Origin of the sequence: Arthrobacter sp. YN, assembly GCF_002224285.1 — a bacterium.
Classification (GTDB): Bacteria; Actinomycetota; Actinomycetes; order Actinomycetales; family Micrococcaceae; genus Arthrobacter.
Genome location: NZ_CP022436.1, coordinates 687,454 through 705,659, shown reverse-complemented (window position 1 = coordinate 705,659; position 18,206 = coordinate 687,454). Strand labels below are relative to the sequence as shown.

At 63.8% G+C, this 18,206-nt stretch carries 15 protein-coding genes; 8 read left to right on the top strand and 7 right to left on the bottom strand.

The window, feature by feature from the left end; translation table 11 throughout:
- The first annotated feature begins 60 nt into the window (after positions 1 to 60).
- From CGK93_RS03345 to CGK93_RS03335, 3 genes are read left to right on the top strand one after another with little or no spacing between them, the layout of a single operon-like run.
- Entirely contained in the window at positions 61 to 579 is a 519-nt protein-coding gene (locus CGK93_RS03345; RefSeq protein ID WP_089593601.1) for an SSI family serine proteinase inhibitor, read from the top strand.
- Positions 566 to 1,504: a 3-methyladenine DNA glycosylase gene (locus CGK93_RS03340; RefSeq protein ID WP_089593600.1), complete on the top strand. Its 939-nt coding sequence runs from the start codon at positions 566 to 568 to the stop codon at positions 1,502 to 1,504. Before CGK93_RS03345 ends, CGK93_RS03340 begins: the two co-directional genes overlap by 14 nt.
- Positions 1,505 to 1,533: 29 nt before the next feature.
- Positions 1,534 to 1,935 (top strand): serine protease inhibitor, encoded by a 402-nt coding sequence (locus CGK93_RS03335; RefSeq protein ID WP_089593599.1) that lies wholly within the window; start codon positions 1,534 to 1,536, stop codon positions 1,933 to 1,935.
- An 87-nt stretch (positions 1,936 to 2,022) separates the two neighbouring features.
- On the opposite strand, the gene CGK93_RS03330 is transcribed toward CGK93_RS03335, so the two are convergent.
- Both CGK93_RS03330 and CGK93_RS03325 read right to left on the bottom strand, forming a co-directional pair.
- Positions 2,023 to 5,199: a S8 family serine peptidase gene (locus tag CGK93_RS03330; RefSeq protein WP_442857013.1), complete on the bottom strand. Its 3,177-nt coding sequence runs from the start codon at positions 5,197 to 5,199 to the stop codon at positions 2,023 to 2,025.
- Positions 5,200 to 5,458: 259 nt separating this feature from the next.
- A complete protein-coding gene (locus CGK93_RS03325; RefSeq protein ID WP_442857012.1) occupies positions 5,459 to 8,176 on the bottom strand; it encodes an exo-alpha-sialidase in 2,718 nt (905 codons plus the stop codon).
- Between the two features lie 404 nt (positions 8,177 to 8,580).
- Here CGK93_RS03325 and CGK93_RS03320 point away from each other — a divergent pair, with 404 nt between their 5' ends.
- Both CGK93_RS03320 and CGK93_RS03315 read left to right on the top strand, forming a co-directional pair.
- A complete protein-coding gene (locus CGK93_RS03320) occupies positions 8,581 to 9,528 on the top strand; it encodes an NAD(P)-dependent oxidoreductase (RefSeq protein ID WP_089593597.1) in 948 nt (315 codons plus the stop codon).
- Positions 9,529 to 9,656: 128 nt separating this feature from the next.
- The gene (locus CGK93_RS03315) at positions 9,657 to 10,628 is read left to right on the top strand and encodes a manganese catalase family protein (RefSeq protein ID WP_089593596.1); all 972 of its coding nucleotides are present in this window, start codon (positions 9,657 to 9,659) and stop codon (positions 10,626 to 10,628) included.
- A gap of 60 nt (positions 10,629 to 10,688) precedes the next feature.
- Here the strand turns inward: CGK93_RS03315 and CGK93_RS03310 are convergent, their stop codons facing one another.
- Together CGK93_RS03310 and CGK93_RS03305 are read right to left on the bottom strand one after the other, a co-directional pair.
- Positions 10,689 to 10,979 carry a DUF1540 domain-containing protein gene (locus CGK93_RS03310; RefSeq protein ID WP_089593595.1) on the bottom strand — a complete coding sequence of 97 codons (291 nt, stop codon included), beginning with the start codon at positions 10,977 to 10,979 and terminating at the stop codon, positions 10,689 to 10,691.
- Between the two features lie 161 nt (positions 10,980 to 11,140).
- Positions 11,141 to 11,326: a hypothetical protein gene (locus CGK93_RS03305; protein ID WP_089593594.1), complete on the bottom strand. Its 186-nt coding sequence runs from the start codon at positions 11,324 to 11,326 to the stop codon at positions 11,141 to 11,143.
- A gap of 305 nt (positions 11,327 to 11,631) precedes the next feature.
- Here CGK93_RS03305 and purS point away from each other — a divergent pair, with 305 nt between their 5' ends.
- The 3 genes from purS to purL are packed head-to-tail and all read left to right on the top strand — an operon-like array spanning position 11,632 to position 14,961.
- Positions 11,632 to 11,883 carry a phosphoribosylformylglycinamidine synthase subunit PurS gene (gene purS / locus CGK93_RS03300; RefSeq protein ID WP_011773385.1) on the top strand — a complete coding sequence of 84 codons (252 nt, stop codon included), beginning with the start codon at positions 11,632 to 11,634 and terminating at the stop codon, positions 11,881 to 11,883.
- A 1-nt stretch (position 11,884) separates the two neighbouring features.
- Positions 11,885 to 12,655 carry a phosphoribosylformylglycinamidine synthase subunit PurQ gene (gene purQ / locus CGK93_RS03295; RefSeq protein ID WP_089593593.1) on the top strand — a complete coding sequence of 257 codons (771 nt, stop codon included), beginning with the start codon at positions 11,885 to 11,887 and terminating at the stop codon, positions 12,653 to 12,655.
- Positions 12,652 to 14,961, top strand: a complete 2,310-nt coding sequence (gene purL, locus CGK93_RS03290; protein WP_089593592.1) for a phosphoribosylformylglycinamidine synthase subunit PurL — start codon at positions 12,652 to 12,654, stop codon at positions 14,959 to 14,961. Before purQ ends, purL begins: the two co-directional genes overlap by 4 nt.
- 76 nt (positions 14,962 to 15,037) lie before the next feature.
- Here the strand turns inward: purL and CGK93_RS03285 are convergent, their stop codons facing one another.
- From CGK93_RS03285 to CGK93_RS03275, 3 genes are read right to left on the bottom strand one after another with little or no spacing between them, the layout of a single operon-like run.
- Entirely contained in the window at positions 15,038 to 16,462 is a 1,425-nt protein-coding gene (locus CGK93_RS03285; protein WP_089593591.1) for a putative bifunctional diguanylate cyclase/phosphodiesterase, read from the bottom strand.
- Positions 16,459 to 16,962, bottom strand: a complete 504-nt coding sequence (locus CGK93_RS03280) for a hypothetical protein (RefSeq protein WP_089593590.1) — start codon at positions 16,960 to 16,962, stop codon at positions 16,459 to 16,461. The genes CGK93_RS03285 and CGK93_RS03280 overlap by 4 nt, the downstream gene beginning before the upstream one ends.
- The gene (locus tag CGK93_RS03275; RefSeq protein WP_089593589.1) at positions 16,959 to 18,143 is read right to left on the bottom strand and encodes a GGDEF domain-containing protein; all 1,185 of its coding nucleotides are present in this window, start codon (positions 18,141 to 18,143) and stop codon (positions 16,959 to 16,961) included. Before CGK93_RS03275 ends, CGK93_RS03280 begins: the two co-directional genes overlap by 4 nt.
- Positions 18,144 to 18,206 lie beyond the last annotated feature (63 nt).

Genomic DNA, 18,206 nt, shown 5'->3' with positions numbered 1-18,206 from the left:
GCGAACAGAGAAACGGGCACCACAACTGCCACGTAAAATGGACGCAACCTAGGAGATTCCATGCGCATGCGATTTGTTCGGCCCCTGTTGGCAGTCCTGGCCGTCGCCGGCCTGGCCGCATGCTCAGGCACCCCCAGCCCAGGTTCCACAGGCAGCGCAAGCCAAGCCCCGTCGTCGTCCCCTTCAAGCAGCAGCGCAGGCAGCAGCGCAACTCCCAGCGCGTCAGCAGCAACCGGCGCCGGCAGCGCCGAACTCTCCATCACGCTGGTGGAATCCCCCGAGGCCGCGCCCCAGACCTTCACGCTCGTCTGCGCAGACGGCGTCCCGGCCGCTGAAAGCAACCACCCAACAGCCGCCGAGGCCTGCACGTCCATCAAGAACAGCCCCGCCATCCTCAGTCCCGCCCCCACCAAAACGGACCAAGCCTGCACTATGCAGTACGGCGGCCCGGCAACGGCCAAGGTAACCGGCGCCGTGGACGGCAAGGAAGTTACTGCCGCCTTCAGCCGCACGGACGGCTGCCAGATCGCACTGTGGGACGCCGCGAAGAGCATCCTCGGATCAGATGGCGGCCTCTAGGCTGCAGCACCTCCCCCAGGAGCAATGGCTCGGGCTGGAGGCAGCCCATCACGCCCGGGTGGCGCGCTACGCGGACCCGTACCTGGCCAGGCGTTCTGCCGGCCGGAAGCATCCTGTTGAGGATTTCCTGTTCACCTACTACACGCAGAAGCCCGGCCAATTGCTGCGCTGGCATCCGGGCGACGGCACTGTCCTCAGCGGTCCACGCGCCCTTGAGCGCGCCACGTGGAAGTTCTACCGAACGCTCGACGACGGCGAAGTCACCTCGCTCGGGCTGCCGGCGGGAACGCCGGCGGTCACCTTTGACCGCCGCGGCTTCCTGGCCGACCGAGCCGAAGCTGTCCGCTTCGCGGGAATCATCCTCGCGGGCACGGCGAAGCGCCCGGCCCAGTTCGGCTGCTTTGGCCTGCACGAGTGGGCCATGGTGTACCGGCAGGAGAAGTTCGAGCTGCGGCACGAATACCTGAAGCTGCGGCTCGGCGGCGAGGGCACGGACACTGTGGTGGAGGAGAACCGTATCCGCTGTTCGCATTTCGACGCGTTCCGGTTCTACACTCCGGACGCCATTCCCTTGAACGAGCTCGAACCCACCCGCGAAAACCAGCGGACCATGGAGCAGCCGGGCTGCCTGCACGCCAACATGGACCTCTACAAGTGGGCATACAAGCTGACCCCGGCGCTGCCCAGCGGGCTGGTGATGGACTGCTTCGAACTCTCGTGGCGGATCCGCGCCATGGACATGAAGGCCTCGCCTTACGATCTCGAAGAATGGGGCTACCCACCCATCAGGATCGAGACACCGCAGGGCAAGGCCGAGTACGTTGAATACCAGCGGGCTTTCGCGGCCGAATCCCAGGAGCTGCGGACCCGCGTGCTCCAGGCAGTAGATCCGCTCCTCCATGAGCTGAGTGGATTGGCCGCCTGAGCACCCGCCGCCACCAGCGAAAGGTCACTATGGTTTCCCCCACGAGCGAGTCACCCACCAGCGAGTACGACGTCGACCTCACAGTCACGCTGACTGAGGCACCTGGCGCTGAGAGCCACGAATTCCACCTCCGATCCCTGGCCGGTGTCCTCTCCCCGGACCCCGACTCACTGGAGTCAAACTTGCCGGACGCACGGGCGGCGCTTGCCGCCGTCGAGCAGTTTGGCGAGGAGATCTTCTTCCCGGAACCCCGGCCGGACCGGATCTGCACGCAGCAATACGGCGGCCCGCAGGTAGCCGTCGTCACGGGCTGGTTCCGTGGTCGGGAGGTTAACAGCCAGTTCAGCAGGACCGACGGCTGCGAGATCGCACGCTGGAAGACCCTGGCATCGCTGCTGGGGAACACCGGCGGCTCGACGGGAGCTGTCTAGGACACCCTTTCCGGTTTACGACACGCAAATGGGCTGGGGACGCCCGAATTCGGGAGTCCTCAGCCCATTTGCGTGTCCCGCAGAGGTTTAGCCGGCGTTGTTGCTCTGCGTCGGCTCGTCAGCGCGGATCTTGCCGCCCTTCTTCTTGTCCTTCTTGTCCTTCTTCGGGTCCTCCTCGTCCGGGACCACTACGGTGCCGCCGGGGTTGACCAGGACGGTGACGAAGCTCGGCTCGCTGGTGCCTGCGAAGGTGAGGCGGCCGATGTAGGAGCCTGGTTCCAGGTTCTTCCAGTTCAGCGAAATCTGGCCCGTCTTGCCGTTGGCGAGGCGAATCGGATTCGGCGTCACGGTGGCGTTGCCCTGGTTGGCACCGAGGACCGCAGCATCAACAGTGGCCTTGGTGGCCTGGTTGTTGGGGCTCGCGTAGAGGTTGGCGAAGACGTAGTAGTCGCCGGGTGCCGGGTTGGGCACGGACAGGGTTTCGCTGGCGGACGCCGTTGCGGCAGGCAACTGCTGACCGGACGGGGTGAGCACCAGCATGTCGAAGTCCGCGGCATCGTTGGAGGAGATCACCGAGAACTTGGCCAGTGCACTGCCTTGGCCAACGGTCACTTTCTTCACGAAGTTGGAGGCATTGGTCTCGCCCGCGAACGGGCCGGGAACCAGCTCAACAGCCGAGGAATCAGCCTTGGACAGTCCGTCAATGGTCAAGCCCACCGGGAGGTTGGTGCCGGAGGTGATGTTGATGGTGGCGGAGCCGTTGGGGCCCGTTCCCGTGAAGGCCAGGGCCTTGTCCGCGATGACGGACTGCGGCCGGACGGCGATCGGCGAGGTGACGGTCTTGTTGGCACCCTGCCAGCTCAGCGAACCCATGGCGAACTTGCCCAGTTCCGCGTTCTTGTTTTCGAACTGGACCTTGAAGGTCTTCTTCTCACCAGGAGCTCCGAAGGTCAGCACGGACGGCGTGACCTTGACGTTGACACCTGGAACGTTGACCGATGCCCGGTAGGTTCCCGCGGTCAGGGCGGTGAGCGTGCGGGTGACCTCGATCTTGCCTGCGAGGTTACCGAGGGCGAACGAAGGAACGTTCATGTCGCGAGGTGCAGTGGTGCCAAGCCCTTCCATGCCCAGGTCCATGCCCGTGCCTTGGATGAACTTGAGGTAATCCTCGGTGGTGGCGTCGTACACGAGGCCGGGTGAGAGCACCTTTGCGGGGTCAACCTGTCCGGCGCCGGTGGCGAAGACGTCCTTGTTGACGGCGCCGTTGGCCAGCTTGACCGGTCCGGCGGTGGTCATCATGGCGGACTTCACGGTGGCCGGGGACCACTGCGGGTTCTTGCCCAGGATCAGTGCGCCGAAACCGGCAACGTGCGGTGAGGCCATGGACGTTCCGGAGAGGAAGCCGAAGTTGTCTCCACCGGTTCCGATCGGCGAAACACCAGCGAGGATCGCGACGCCGGGAGCGGACACGTCAGGCTTCAACAGGTCCGAGTCGGTTGCGAGCAACGGACCGCGTGACGAGAAGCCGGCGATCTGCGGCTGCGCTTCGGCGGGCAGGCCCGTGGTGTCGCGGTTCAGCAGGGAGACGGTGATGGCCGGGTTGGCTGTGACCTTGTCCTTGATGGTCTGCGTTGCCGGCGGGTTCACGTGGACCGTGGGAATGATGTGCTTGTCCGTGTCCAGCGACGAATCCGTCAGGTTCACCAGGATCATGCCGACGCCACCGCCGCGCAGTACTTCAGCGCTCTTGGCGGTGCGGTCAACCACGCCGCGGTCGCAGACAACAACCTTGCCGGCTACCTTGGCCGGGTCCAGCGAGCCCGGAGCACACAGAGCCGCGTTGCCTTCACCGCTTGCAGCGTTGGTGGACAGCACGACGCCGGCCCCGCTCACCTCGCGGTTCATGATGGACGCTCCGCGGAACTTGCTGCCGTCGGAGAACTCAACAGTGCCCTGGAGCTCCTGCGAGAACGAGGTCGCGGCAACCGTGGTCAGCCAAGGGGCTCCGTGGTTCACGGTGCTGGCAGTCGGACCGGAGTTGCCGGCCGAGGTGGCCACGAAGATACCCGCCGAAGCTGCCGACAGGAACGCCAAGGAAACAGGATCCGTGGTGGTCGTGGTGGAACCGGAGATGGAGTAATTCAGCACGTCCACACCGTCCAGGATGGCCTGCTCGATCGCGTCCACGGAAGCGGAGCCATAGCAACCACCCGTAGCGGGATCGGTGTCTTCCCAGCAGACCTTGTAGACGGCCAGCTTGGCGGCCGGTGCGATCCCGCTGGTGGTTCCGAAGCTGCGGCCATCCACTACGGCGTCCACATTGGCGTTGCCCGCCGCGGTGCTGGCCGTGTGGGTGCCGTGGCTGTCCACGTCCACGGGAGAGATGACTTCTTCCGAAGCACGGTTTTCCGGGGGAACGGTCTCCAGGAAGGCGTCTGCGAAGTAGTGCGTGCTGAGGACCTTCGAGTTGCAGGCGCTGCCGTCGTAGTCCGCGCCGGTGTCAGTTCCGGGCTGGCATTCGCCGACGAAAGTATCGCCGTCGGCCTTGAGCATGGCGATCTTGCCATCTGCCGTGCGGTAGGGAACGCCGACCTGCGGGTTGCCCACCAGCGGGCCGACGGGCTCGCCGGCGAAGAACGGGTTGGAGGGGGTGTAGCCGGTGTCGATCACGCCAACAACGGTGCCCTTGCCGGCGTTGTCCTGGCCACCGTACTGGGTGGCCCAGGTGCCGTTGGGGCCGCTGAGCTTCAGGAAGTCCGTGGTGGAGTAGTCAGGGGCATACTGGGTGTCCGGTGCCACCATGAGGACCTTGGGATCCTTGGCCAGGTTAATGGCCTGGTCTGCCGTCAGGTTGGCGCTGAAGCCGTTGACGGCGGTAGTGAAGTCACGCTCGATGGTGATGTTTTCCTGGGTGGCAATGTCCTGCTGCTGCGTCTGCAGGTGCTGCTGGTATTCCTTCACCTCGGCGCTGTCGGCGTCGAGCTTCTTGCCCTCTTCCGGCTTGGTGGGCGCGAGGCCCGCCGTGCCGCCGTCGTAGGTTGCTGCAGGCTTTTCCGCCAGGACAACCATGTAGCGGCCGTCCTTGTAGGCACTGGGGTCAAGGTTCTTCTTGGCCACGCCCGCAACGTTCCCGGGCGTCTCCGGCGTGGGAGCGGCCTGGGCCGGCATCGCCATCGAAGAGAGAAGCAACGGCAGGCCCACGGCCAGTGCCGCGGCCTTTCGAAGCCCCCCGCTTCTGACGAAGCTCTTTCCTTGTGATTTCACGAGTGGTTGCACCTTTCACTGAGGGAGGACCAGGCTCCATCGCCTGGACCTGTCAACTTTTAGTTGGTTGAACCTTTGACAGTTCTTGTCAAAGCCGCGCAACCAGCCGAGTCACAGAGTACCTAGTGAGAGCGGAATATGACATAGAGCACATTTCAGGAATTTTGTCTTGTCACGTCGGCGGCGATTCGTCATGCAACTACCCACAACGGACCGCAGGAATGTCCTGCGGTCCGTTGTGTGAGCCTGCCGGGAAAGATCAGCCCTTCGGCGTCACCTGAAGCCGGTCAAAGGACACCTGAAGGCCATCCTGATCCAGGACTACGACGTCGTCCCGGCCGTTTTGCACATCGGAGGGAAGGATGAACTCAACGGTGTTGCCTGTCGTGGGGAAGATCCATCCCAGGCGATGCCCCGTCTTGTTCAGGTACACGTAGTACCACTGGCCGTGGTCCAAACCCTGAAGCACTACCTTTTGGCCCGTGCGGTATTTATCTGCGGTGCCCAAGTCGGTCGGCGGCGTACCCAGCTCCTGGACCTTGAGTTCGGGAGCGCTTTCGGGCTTTTCCGGCTGGACCTTCAGCTCGATGGGATCACCCGATGCCGACGTTGCCGCCTCCAGCGCTCCGTTGCGGGCCGTCGCCTCAAAAGAGACTGCGCCCAGGCTGCCTGCAGCAACATCCACGGCCGTCAAGACGTAGTCCCGGGTGGCGGTAACAGTCTCACCGGCAGCAAGGGTGGCTGCAGAGATGCCGGCATCGGGGGCTTCCAGTCCGGTCACTGCAACGTTTCCGGCGTTGCCCACGGTGTACGTGTACGTCACCGGATCGCCGACGCTGGCGAAGCGGTCACCGTCGGTGTCGATCCACTGGGCAGAAACGGTTCCCTCAAGCTTGGGCTCGCGGACTTTCAGGTCCACTTCGCCGCCGTTCACCGTGATGGTCTTGGTGGTTTGGCCGGCCGAGCTGACTTCCCACGTGCTTGTCGGAACGAAGAACCCCTGCTCAGCTTCCTGTGCAGTCACCGTGTGGCGAGGGGTGGTGCACTGGTAGCTCTGGCCGGTCGGCAGCACGCTGTAGCGGCAGTTGCCCGGCCCCTCCGGAAGGAAGGGGCTGAAGTTACCGGCGGTCGGGACCACCTTCTCAACCAGCGGGCTCGTGTTCTTCACCGTGAAGGTGTACGGGACCAGGTCCCCTGCCGCGTACGGCTGGGTCGCAAGGTCACGCCCGACGTCGGCACGCGCCCCGCTGATCCCGGCCGTCAGCAGGCCGTCGCGCAAAGCGACGGCAGCGCCGGTGAACGGCACCGTCTTAGTGAGCGACGGCGTCGAGCTGGCTGTGATGCTGAAGCTGGCTTCCGGCACGAAGTAGCCACGCTCGATGTCGGCTGCCGTGATCACATGTTTGGCGGTGGTGCAGGCGTAGCTGGCACCTGGGGCCAGGTTGTTGAACCGGCAATTCGGGGCAGACGGTGGCAGGAAGCCGGAGTCGAATGTCCCGGAAACCGGTACTGAATTGGCCGTGACGTTCGCGGTGCTCTTGACGTTAAGCGAGTAGCTGAGGACGTCGCCCACCTGATAGGGGCTGGCCACGACATCCCGGGTGGGTGCCGTTCCCGTGATCGTCAGGCCCACCTGCGGCGCAACCGGCACGGTGGCGGTGAAGGTGAATTGCGAAACCCGGCCATTCGCCGTCGTAAATGCTGCGTTGAGATTCTGCGGGCCACTGGCGTTGGCCGGTGCCGTCAGGGCAACGTTGACGGTCACCGAGGCTCCGGGGGCGACGTCGGGAACCGGCACCGTGGTGGCCGACCATCCGCTGGGTGTGTAGACGGTGGCTGTTGCGCCGGACAGTGTGGCGGCTTCCTGGTTGGTCACTGTCACGGGCACCTGCTGGGTGGCCCCCGGCGCGGTGGTGACGGCCTGGACGGAGAGCGGAGCGCAGGCGTAATTCAGCCAGGCGTCGTCGAACTTCGCGAACGGCATGTTGTCCGTGTAATTGCCTTCGTAAAGCACCCCGAACTTGCCCTCTTCCAAGCGGGTGACCGTGGAGTACGCGGAGAAGCCGGAGCGGATGGTGCGGACGCCCGGCCAGGTGGCACCGTCGTCGCAGGAGACACGGGCCGAGACATTTTCACGTCCGGTCTTGGAGTTCGCGTTGGTGAAGATGAGTTTTTTCGCGTCGGCCGAGCCCTGCGCCGCGTTGGGGAACATGCGTGCAATGGCCCCGTTGTTGGCGGGATCCGGGAGTTCCGTGTCCTGCGTGACCGGCCCGTAGGTAGCGCCGCCGTCCGTGGAAATGGCCACTTTACGGTAGCCCTGGTTGGCGTTGTCCCGGGAATTCAGCAGCACCCGGCCATCGGAGAGTTCCACGGTCTTGTTCTCGTCCATCCGGTCACCGACGTTGGCGCCCTTCTTCCACGTCACCCCATGGTCGTCGGAGTAGACACTGTAGGCCTGGATCTTGTTGGTGCCGTCTGCCTGGCGGATATCACCGGCGTACTGCTGGATGAGGCGGCCCTTGTACGGGCCGTACTTGAGCTGGATGCCCTCGCCCGAGGATGCGAAGTTGGAGCGCACGTCGCCGGCCACCGGGCTGGTTTTGCTGGTTCCGGGTTTGGTGACATTCGTAATAAGCCGCGGCTGGCTCCAGGTGACGCCGCCGTCCGAGGACTCGATGACCGCCGAGGAAATCACTGACCTGTCGGCATCGTTGTTACCGAACTGGCTGCCGCCGAAGCCCTGGTCCTTGGAGTACACAAAGAAATTGAAGACCTTGCCGGCCTCGGCGTCGTAGACGTAGGAGGGGTCGCTGTAGCCGTATTTGGGACCGCTGGCGTCGCCCACGTGCCCGGCGGCTATAACGGTGACAGGTCCCCAGGTCTGTCCGCCGTCAGTACTGCGGCGTTGGACTATCGAGTTGGGGTTCGGAGCATCCGCGGCTGAGCCCGGACGACCGTCCCATGATGCGAGCACCACGTTTTTGCCCAGATACGTCAGGGCGGGGATCCGGTAGAAGAAGTTGGCGGCCGTGCGGTCAGCCGCGATGTTGGCCTCAGTGAAGGTACCCGGCGCTGCCGCAGGGTTGTTGGGTGGGATGGGGGCGGCGGTGGCCGGAAGAGCGAGGCCTCCAAGGAGGCCAAGGCTCAGTGCGCCGGCGGCTGCGATGCGGGCGAGCGATGGTGCAGGGGTATGGATTTCAAATCCAAGGTCCTTTCGAATCGGCGCGAGGGACGTTCGTGTTACGTGCTACGTCGAACGTCCTACAACCATAGGGTGTTCGCCGTCACATTGCTAGGGATGACTTTCGGGCGCACCTCCCCCCGCGCTGAAGCGGTAGCCTCAAGGGCACACCGCCTACCGCTTTTGAACCTGGAGTTGCCGTGAAAATCCTCGTCCCGGACACCATCGATCTGGACCTCGCCCACCTCTCCGCCTCAGGGGACCACATAGTGGTCTACGCAGTGGACAAGCCCATTCCCAGCGAACACCGCGACGCCGAGGTGCTGGTGGCGTGGCGTAACACGTCGGAGAACCTGGCCAACGCGGCCCAGGCGATGCCCTCGCTCAAGCTCGTCCAGACACTGGCCGCCGGCCCCGATTCGGTCCTGTCGGCCGGCTTTGTGGACACCGTGGCCATCGCATCCGGCCGCTCACTTCATGACGGACCCGTGGCTGAACACGCCTTGGCCTTGGTCCTGGCCACCATCCGCCGGCTGGATGTCCTGCTCGAATCCCAGAAGGATGCCGTCTGGAACGCGCCTTACAACGCGGCTCAGTCCGATCCGAAAACCGAACAGCTCTACACGCTCGACGGCGCCAAGGTCACCATTTGGGGCTTCGGTTCGATCGCCGGACGCCTGGCTCCCCTGTTGGCAGCCTTGGGTGCCACGGTCACCGGAGTGGCCAACTCGAAGGGCGAACGCTACGGTTTCCCGGTGGTGTCAACCCAGGAGCTGCCGGAAGTCCTGGGCACCACCGACGTCCTGATCTCCATCCTGCCCGCCACATCAGAAACCGCGGACTCCCTCAACGACTCGATCCTGCGGGCCCTCCCGGATACGGCAGTTTTCGTGAACGTGGGCCGCGGTGCCACGGTTGACGAAGACGCCCTCCTTGCGGCGCTGCAGGAGGGCCGGCTGCGGGCGGCGGCCCTTGATGTCACCAAAGAGGAACCTTTGCCTTCGGACTCGAAGTTGTGGGGTGCGCCGAACCTGATCATCACACCCCACGTTGCCGGCAACCGACCGAAGGGCTCGGCGCAACTGGTCACCGCAAACGTCACGGCACTCAAGGAAGGCCAACCGTTGACCAATCAGGTGGCCGGCTGACACCTCCCCACTTTCTTGTGTGATTTCCTTGCGTGAAAATAATAAGCATGCTTATGGTGAGGTTTCCGGGGTGGCCAGCAGTGGGTTTCCATCCCGCGGACGCAGCATGAACAACGTGAGGAATCGCAATGTATCTGCACACCCAACTTCTCATCAACGAAATTGCCGTAGACGAACCTGATCCCGCTGCAGCCAACGCCCTCCAGGAGGGACTGGGGGGTCAGTTCGGTGAAATGCGGACCATGATGCAGTACCTCTTCCAGAGCATGAATTTCCGTGGCGACCCGGCCTCCAAGCCCTACAAGGACCTCCTGCAAGGAATCGGCACCGAAGAGATCAGCCACGTGGAGCTCATCGGCACCACCATCTCCCAGCTCCTCGATGGTTCTCCGCGATACCAAGGAAAAAAGTCCGATCCTGTGGACCAGCCCGGCGCTGCAGGAGCTACGCCGCTGAAGATCGCCCTGGACACCAGCAACATCCACCACTATCTGGTGGGCGCCCAAGGCGCCCTGCCAGTAGATGCGGCGGGTAACCCCTGGAGCGGATCCTATGTCTACAACAGTGGCAACCTGGTGCTGGACCTGCTCTACAACCTGATGCTCGAGTCAACGGGCAGGCTCCAGAAGTGCCGTATCTACGAAATGACGGAGAACAAGACGGCACGCTCCACCATCGCGTACCTCATCGTTCGCGACCAGGCCCACGAGAACGCTTTCGCCAAGGCTTTGGAGAGCTTGGGCGTGAACTGGGGCAAGGTCCTCCCCATTCCGAAGACCAACGCCGAGCAGTTCCCCGAAGTGAAGAAGCTGTTGGACAAGGGCTTGCAGAGCATCCAGTACACCTTCAGAGCCGACAACCTCAGCGAGGCAGGCAAGCTTTACCGCGGAGCCTCCCCCTCCAACGACGGCACCGAGCTGAGCACCGCCACCATCCCGGACGGCTTCCCGATGACCATGTCACCGGAACGCAAGGAAGAGTTCGCACCAGGGCTGGATCCAGAACTGCTGGCGCTGATCCAGGCCACGGCCGAGCAGGAACTCAAGGACGCAGACAGCCCCGAGGAAGCCACCAAGCCCAAGACGGCCAAGAAGAAGTAGCACCGACAAAAGGGTCCCCACCTCAACCGAGGCGGGGACCCTTTAAGTCGTCAGGAAATATCAGGCGTGCTCGTACGTCAGGCAATCGGCGGCTTCGCGGCCGGGGCCTACCTTGACATCGTGTGCCTCGCACATGAGGTTGTTGTTGTGGACGCACTCCGAGCGCTGGCAGGCACCTACGTGGGCGAGGACCTTGGGAAGGCCGCCCATGGCATTGGTGTCAATGAAGGTGGCGCAGGAAGCATGATCCTGGCTTCCACCGATAGTGATTCCAAAGGCGGTGCAGCCATCATGGTTGAATCCGCAACTGCCAACGCTACAGGCGGATACTTCGGCAATGTGTTCGGTCATTGTTCCTCCTGGTTTGGATCCTGAATAGTACTGGGGCTGAACCCCGCGTGTACTTTCCAAACTACGCCGAATTCACGCCGGTTGACCCGGTTGAATAGCGCATTTGTATGTGCCCTAATCCGCGCCATTCCGCCGAAAAACGGCACTTCCAAGGTAAGGTTTCACTTACTTGGAGTACGCAATGCGTCACTGATTTTGGCCCGCGTTTCGGCGTCCAACGGAGCGGTCACACGGCTGCTCCGCCCAGCCCGGTCCGCCAGGATTTTCTGGATGACCATGCGGCCCAAACCAGCAAAAACTGCAGCGGCCACAACACCCAGCACCATGGATTTCGGTTTCTCAGCCATGCCGCAATCCTAGTGACGCCGGACACCCGGGGAAAGTGCCGCCGTCGAGCCTTCAGTTGGGTCTTTTGCACCGCCGCGGCGGGGTGTCCTCGCGCAATCCGGCTGAATAGGGTATGTGCGCCACTCCCGGTAGAATAGGTGTGCAAGCTCGCGGAGCGCCCCCCATGCCGTTCAAACATTGCAGTTCACCACCGTGTTTAACCCTGTGTTCAAGACGCTGTTTGAATGCGGCTGAATGGCGTGAGACGGCACCTCCGCGGCAGCCTTATTTAAGGTTCACCCAACTCACGCACAGGAGTTACCGGATGCCCCGGATCGTCGTTGACGTCATGCCCAAGCCCGAGATTCTGGACCCCCAGGGGAAGGCCATTGTGGGTGCATTGCCCCGCCTCGGCTTCAACAGCTTCAGCGCAGTCCGCCAGGGCAAGCGTTTTGAACTGACCGTCGACGGCGAGGTGACCGACGCTATCCTGGCCCAGGCCCGCGAAGCTGCCGAGACCCTCCTGTCCAACCCGGTGATCGAGGATGTTGTCAACGTCGAGGTCGTCGAGGCCTGATATGACGTCGATCCCCCTGATTGGCGAGGCTGTAGCCGTCGCCGCAGAACCCCGCTTGGCTGGCGCCAAGATCGGCGTCGTGACCTTCCCCGGCACCCTTGACGACCGCGACGCCGCCCGTGCAGTCCGGCTTGCAGGCGCCACCGCGGTGCCGCTCTGGCACGCCGACAGTGAACTCGGCGATGTTGACGCCGTCATCATCCCCGGCGGCTTCTCCTACGGTGACTACCTCCGCGCCGGCGCCATTTCTCGCTTCGCTCCGTTGATGTCCAAGATCATCGACGCCGCGAACTCGGACGCCAAGCTGCCCGTGTTGGGTATTTGCAACGGTTTCCAGATCCTCACCGAGTCGCACCTGCTGCCCGGGTCCATGATCAAGAACGACCACCTGAAGTTCATCTGCCGCGACCAGACGCTGCGCGTGGAGAACGCCAACACCGCCTGGACCGTGGACTACACGGACGGCCAGGAAATCATTGTGCCGTTGAAGAACCAGGACGGCCAGTACATCGCCGACGAGAAGACCCTGGATGCCCTTGAGGCTGAGGGCCGCGTGGTGTTCCGCTACGTGGGCTTCAACCCGAACGGCTCCCGCCGCGACATCGCCGGCATCTCCAACGCAGCCGGCAACGTGGTGGGCCTCATGCCGCACCCTGAGCACGCTGTGGAGACCGGTTTTGGTCCGGAGTCGCTTGATGGAGCACCCCGCGACACCGACGGCCTCGGTTTCTTCACCTCCGTTTTGACCAAGATTGTGGGAGGCGACAAGTGACCACGGAAACCACCAAAAAGTTCAACATCGACACCGTTGAGCACGCTGCCAAGACCCCGGACACGGAACTCCCGTGGGCCGAGCTGGGCCTGAAGCAGAACGAATTCGACGAGATCGTCAAGGTCCTTGGCCGCCGCCCCACCGGCGCCGAGCTGGCCATGTACTCCGTCATGTGGAGCGAGCACTGCTCCTACAAGTCCTCCAAGAACCACCTCCGCCAGTTCGGCGAGAAGGTCACCGAGGAAATGAAGAAGGACATGCTGGTGGGCATCGGCGAGAACGCCGGCGTCACCAACCTTGGCGACGGCTGGGCCGTGACGTTCAAGATCGAGTCCCACAACTCGCCGTCGTTCGTTGAGCCGTACCAGGGTGCCGCTACCGGCATCGGCGGCATTGTCCGCGACATCATCTCCATGGGCGCCCGCCCGGTTGCCGTGATGGACCCGTTGCGCTTCGGTGCGATCGACCACCCGGACACCGCCCGCGTCATGCATGGTGCCGTTGCCGGCATCGGCGGCTATGGCAACTGCCTTGGCCTGCCGAACATCGGCGGCGAAATGGTCTTCGACTCCGTCTACCAGGGCAACCCGCTGGTGAACGCACTGGCTGTGGGCGTCATGCGCCACGAGGATATCCGTCTTGCCAATGCCTCCGGCAAGGGCAACAAGGTTGTCCTGTTCGGTGCCCGCACGGGTGGCGACGGCATCGGCGGCGCTTCGGTGCTGGCCTCGGAGTCCTTCGACGACACCAAGCCGTCCAAGCGTCCGGCCGTCCAGGTGGGCGACCCCTTCGCTGAGAAGGTCCTGATCGAGTGCTGCCTGGAGCTCTTCAAGGGCTCGCTGGTTGAAGGTATCCAGGACCTCGGCGCTGCAGGCATTTCCTGCGCCACGTCTGAGCTCGCCTCCAACGGCGACGGCGGCATGGAAGTGGAACTGACCTCCGTCCTGCTGCGTGATCCCACGCTGACCCCGGGCGAGATCCTCATGTCCGAGTCGCAGGAACGCATGATGGCCGTGGTCACCCCGGAGAACATCGCCGCTTTCGAAGCTGTGATGGACAAGTGGGCCGTGGAGTACTCCTGGTTGGGTGAGGTCACCGACACCGGTCGCCTCATCATCACCTGGGAAGGCGAAGTAATCGTCGACGTCGATCCCCGCACCGTTGCGCACGACGGCCCGGTCTACGACCGTCCGTTCGCCCGCCCGGAGTGGCAGGACTCGGTGCAGGCCAACGCCTTCACCGGTTCCGTTGAGGATGCCGGCCGTCCGGCAGCTCCGTCCGAGCTGGCAGCAGCCGTCACCGAACTCGTGGCATCGCCGAACATGTGCAGCAAGGCCTGGATCACCAACCAGTACGACCGCTACGTTGGCGGCAACACGGCCATGGCCTTCCCGGATGACGCCGGCGTGGTCCGCGTTGACGAGGAAACCGGCCTGGGCGTTGCCCTGGCCACCGACGCCAACGGCCGCTACACCTACCTGGAGCCGTACCAGGGTGCACAGCTTGCGTTGGCCGAGGCCTACCGCAACGTCGCCACCTCCGGTGCTGTTCCGATGGCCGTCAGCGACTGCCTGAACTTCGGTTCCCCTGAGGACCCGGATGTCATGTGGCAGCTCGCCGAGGCCATCCGCGGCCTGTCGGACGCCTGTATGGAGCTCGGCATCCCGGTCACGGGCGGCAACGTCTCCCTGTACAACCAGACCGGCACCACACCCATCCACCCCTCCCCCGTAGTGGCAGTCCTGGGCAAGCTCGACGACGTTGCCCGCCGCACGCCGTCGGGCTGGCGCGAGGACGGCCAGGCCATCTACCTGCTGGGCACCACCGCAGCAGAGTTGGACGGTTCGGAATGGTCAAACCTCCGCGGACACCTCGGTGGCCTGCCCCCGAAGGTCGACCTCGCAGCAGAGCGTGCTTTGGGCGAGATCCTGATCAACGCTTCCCGCGACGGCATGGTTGACGCAGCCCACGACCTCTCCGAAGGTGGCCTCGCGGCTGCCTTGGTTGAGTCCTCGCTGCGCTACGGTGTAGGCGCCCGGATCGCCCTTGAAGAACTCATGGAGCGCGACGGCGTGGACCTGTTTACGGCTCTCTTCTCCGAGTCCCAGGCCCGTGCGATCGTGTCTGTGCCGCGCTCCGAGGAAGTCCGCTTCAAGGACATGTGCACAGCCCGCGGCTTCGCCCACCTCCGGATCGGCGTTGTTGACGCTGCCGGTGGAAAGCTGGAGATCAACGGCGTGGACGAGCTCTCCTTGGACGCTCTCCGCGAAGCACACGAAGCCACCCTGCCGAAGTACTTCGGCTAAAGACCGGCCAGCCAAAAGGCCCCTGCACGCGTCCGCAAGGACGGGTGCAGGGGCCTTCTGCTGTCTCACAAGGAGATCAAGCCGGCCAGGTCCGCAGCCGGGTCAACTGCTCCGTGAACCCAACCTCGGGCAAGGGCCTGCCAAAGTAGTACCCTTGGCCGCTGGCGCAGCCGATACTCCGGAGCGCCGCTGCTTCCTCGGCAGTTTCAATGCCTTCCCACACACCTTCCAGCCCGCAGGACCGGATAACTTCCTGGATGGCCGCCAGGAACACGAGTTGGGAGGGATCTTTTCCGAGGTCCTTCACAAATTGCCGGTCCACTTTCACCCGGTCCACGGGCAGCTTCCGCAGGTATCCCATGGACGAATATCCGGCACCAAAATCATCGATTTCAAGTCCCACACCCAGCCTGTGCAGGCTCGCCAGGGTGTAGCGGTCCAGCTCGTTGTTCTGGATGATGGCGCTCTCGGTCAGCTCCAGGACCAGCGATTCCGGACGCAGGCTTTCCTCGGCAAGGGCTTCGCTGACGTCGTCCACGAACTCCAGGCTCTGCAGGTCCGCGGCGGAGACATTGATGCGCATGGAGAAGTCATGCTGGGCCGTGGCCGGGTTGTCCCGCCACTGCCGCAGCTGCCCCACGGCGGTGCGCAGGACCCACCTCCCCAGCTCCGCGATAAGCCCCGTAGCCTCGGCCACGGGAATGAACTGGTCCGGCATGATCAAGCCGTGCACAGGGTGGTTCCAGCGGACCAGAGCTTCGCAGCCTTCGATCCTTCCCGTGGCCAGCTCCACGATCGGCTGGTAGTTCAGCACCAACTGATCTGCACGGATGGCCTCGCGGAGTTCACCCACAATCTGCCGCTGGAGCTGCCGGGCGTGCAGCGTGGCGGGATCGAACACCTTGAGCTTGTTCCGGCCCTCGCTCTTGGATTCCTCCATAGCGATATCGGCTTCCTGGAGCAGGTCCTCGAGGGTGTGGTGTGGCTCTGCTGTCCGCAGCCCCATGCTTGCACCGCAGCGGACGCTGTTGTTCCCGAGATCGATGTTCGGTTCCAGCGCGGCCAGGATGCGGTTGCCGACGGCGGTAGCCCGGTTTTGCGGGGTGGCGGGCAACAGCACCGCGTATTCGTCGGCACCCAGGCGCGTGACGACGTCGTTCTCCCGTACGGCCGACCGGATGCGCATCGCCACGGTGACCAGAACCTGGTCCGCCGCGGCAAGGCCGGCGGAGTTTTTCAGTGCCTTGAAACCGTCCAGGTTCATGAGGAGGAGCGCAGGTTGAGCGGAACCGTGGGCCGCGGCGTTCCGTGCCGCAGCGAAAGCCTCCACCAAGGCCAAGCGGTTGCCGAGTCCGGTGAGTGCATCAGTGAGCGCCTCGCGGCGCTGCTCATGCCGGACGTGGTGGAGCTCTTCCATGAGCGACTGGACGTGCCGCTCGAGTTTTTCGATGCGGGAATCAGCGTCAGCGGGGACGAGTCGTCGGGGCTTTGTGCTGGTCACGATTCTTCCAGGCGTCGCAGCGTCGTATCGGCGACGGCCTGCGGCTTGGCGACGGGATTGCGGCGCTCGTCCAGGAACAGCCGGTAGGAGGCGATGTCCATCCTGCCGTCGGACTCCACCCTCTTGCCGGCGCGGTACACGTGGGTGATCCAGGAGCCGCCGAGGATGGCCTCGATCCAGGCGTCGCATTCTGCCAGCGGGAGGTGGACGCGGGTCCCCGTGTTCCTGCGGTGACCGGCGATGGACACTGTGATGCAACTGCCCAGCAGGCCTTTGTCAGCTGTGAACCAGGCCAGGCCTTCCACGTCGGCGACGATGGTCAGGTTGGCGTTCCCGTCCTCCACCGATTGGACGGGACCCATCCGGACTGACCGGCGGTCCGCATTCAGGGACGTCGGTGTTCCGGCCATGTAGGGAGCGCTGGTGATGTTTTGCCGGAAGGCGGACAGCTCCTGGGTGTGCTGGATCTGGATCCTGGTGGTGAGTTCGTTGAAGGTCATGATCGTGCCTCATCCGCGATAATGGCCGCCTGATGGCGGTCAGCTCCTACAATCCGGTTTCTTCCTTGCGCTTTGGCGCTGTACAGGGCTGCGTCCGCCACCTCAATCATGAATTTCACGTCAGCACCTGCGGGGATGCTGGAGGTGACTCCATAGCTGATAGTGGGAAATGCGACGCCCTGGGGCGCCGGGGTGGCTGCCATCCGGCGGCTGATTTCGGCTGCGATGTCCTCGGCCCGGTCCTGCGTGGCCCCGGGCAGGAACAGGATAAATTCCTCACCGCCGTAACGCCCGATCAGATCGGTGGACCTGACCGAGGCACCGCAGGCTTCGGCGAAGGCCTGGAGTGCCTTGTCCCCGGCCCCGTGGCCGAATTCGTCGTTGACGGCTTTGAAATGGTCAAGGTCCGCAAGGACTATGGCTGCGCCGGATCCTGCGGACTGCAGGCGGTGGAGTTCCGTGGTGGCCATGTCCAGGAAGGTTCCCCGGTTGAGGAGGCCGGTCAGGTGGTCGCGGTCGGCCCGTTCCTTGAGTCCCTTGATGAGTTGGTCGCTGGTGAGGGCCGTCATGCTGAAGGACACGGTGACCAGGAGCACCATGGATATCAGGGCCGAAGGTGCAGGTCCAAAGTAGGTGGTGAACGTGTGGCTTGACGGGCCTTCAAGCGCAAAAACCAACCACCTGCCCAGGTAATAGCCGGCCAGCAGACCTGCCGCGACGGACAGTGCTTTGTGGACCTGGGAGTGCGAGGACTTGATGAACCACAGGTCGTAGGCGGCCAAGGCAATGCCCACGGCCATCATCGCCAGATAGACAAATCCGCCGGACCACACATTGGACCCGGGACTATCCAGGCAGGACGCGACGGCGGTGACGGCGGGACCGATGGCCAACTGCCATGGTGCCGCGTTACGGTCCCGAAGGGTCTTTGCGCCTGCCCAAACGCTGAACGCTCCGGCCACCACCAGGATGTTGCCCACGGGGTTGGCCCATTGCTGGTGAGGGGTGCCGTTCAGCAGGAATGCTGCGTTGCCCATCATGAATTCCAGCAGGGCCACGCTCCACCAGCCTGCATAGGGTGAGCGGGTGCGCTGAAAGGAGATACAGAACAGCACCAACAGCGTCACCGTGACCACGCCTAAACCAACCCGTACCGAGAAAGCATCGAGCACCGTGTCCAACCCCCTCAGCTGGTCATCCTGCGGCTTTGAGTTCAGTGTGGCGAGGCTTACTCAACCCCACTG